Here is a 995-nt window from a genome sequence, read left to right on the forward strand (position 1 = left end):
GGCACCTGGGCGCCGCCGGTATCGAACGCGCGATCGTATCAACGCGGTTCCGGACCCCTCCGCCGACCGGCGCCATCGAGTCCCCAAAAGGAACTCATGTCGTGCGAGGTGGATGCGGTGGGTCCGGCGGTGGGCCCGGGGGCGGTGAACCGTCCGGTGCGCCCGCCATGAGCGACACGCAGCGGATGAACGAGTCGCTCAAGTCGTTCAAGGGCTACGAGTCCTTCCGGATGAAGGGCGAGTTCAGGTCCGAAATATCGGTGGGGGTCGACCTGCGTGCCGATCGGCAGGGAAACTGCGTCGGCACGTACAAGCAGAATCAGGTGCCCGACGAGATCATCATCATTCGTGACCGTGGCTGGGTGCGCCACGGCGACAAAAATCTCGATGAGACGCGCAAGTTCGCGAAGATTTACATGCCGGACAAGCTGGCCGCCGTCGACGAAGCGATCAAGAAGTCCCGTGGAAAGTACGTCGAATATCCGGCCCGCGACCTCCTGGAGGCCCCGGGGGTGTTCCTCTGCGCGTTCCACCTGGCGTTCATGAAGGTTCCGGCAAAGGTGAGCAGAGCCAAGGAGATGGGCAATCCGCGCACCAGGGGCGGTGAGCGAACCATTCAGCTCACACACGGTTCCGGTGCGGGCGAAGTCTCGGTGCACGTGCCGGAGAAGGGCGGGAACACGCCCCGGGGGATCGAGTTCAATCTCGGTGACGTGCCGGTACTGCTCGAACTCGACGAATACGACAGGCCGGTGACCGTGAAGCCGCCCGCGCCCGCGGACGTCGTGCAGGAGAAAGAGGTACGGGCGCTGGATCTGGCGTCGGATCTGCCCGGCGACTGAGCGGGGTCGGTGCGCCCCGGCCGGTTCCGGACCCCGGCGGTAAAGCCTTCGACACAGGTGATGGATCCGGTCATGATCGGGTGCATGAGTTCGTACGTGAGTGACCCGGTTCGTGTCGGTACGGAGCGGCTGCCGGGAGGGCGGTTGCTGGGG

1 protein-coding gene is annotated in these 995 nt (G+C 65.1%); it reads left to right on the plus strand.

Annotated features, from left to right (window positions below; genetic code table 11):
- The first annotated feature begins 167 nt into the window (after window positions 1-167).
- Complete coding sequence (locus EAO76_RS41900; protein ID WP_148841470.1) at window positions 168-842, plus strand: hypothetical protein; 675 nt, start codon at window positions 168-170, stop codon at window positions 840-842.
- Window positions 843-995: the final 153 nt, after the last annotated feature.

Origin of the sequence: Streptomyces sp. sk2.1, assembly GCF_008120935.1 — a bacterium.
In the GTDB taxonomy this organism is placed as follows: Bacteria; Actinomycetota; Actinomycetes; order Streptomycetales; family Streptomycetaceae; genus Streptomyces.

Bases quoted from the DNA above. Each gene is read 5' to 3' on its own strand.
- EAO76_RS41900 (WP_148841470.1), top strand. From the start codon at position 168: ATGAGCGACACGCAGCGGATGAACGAGTCGCTCAAGTCGTTCAAGGGC.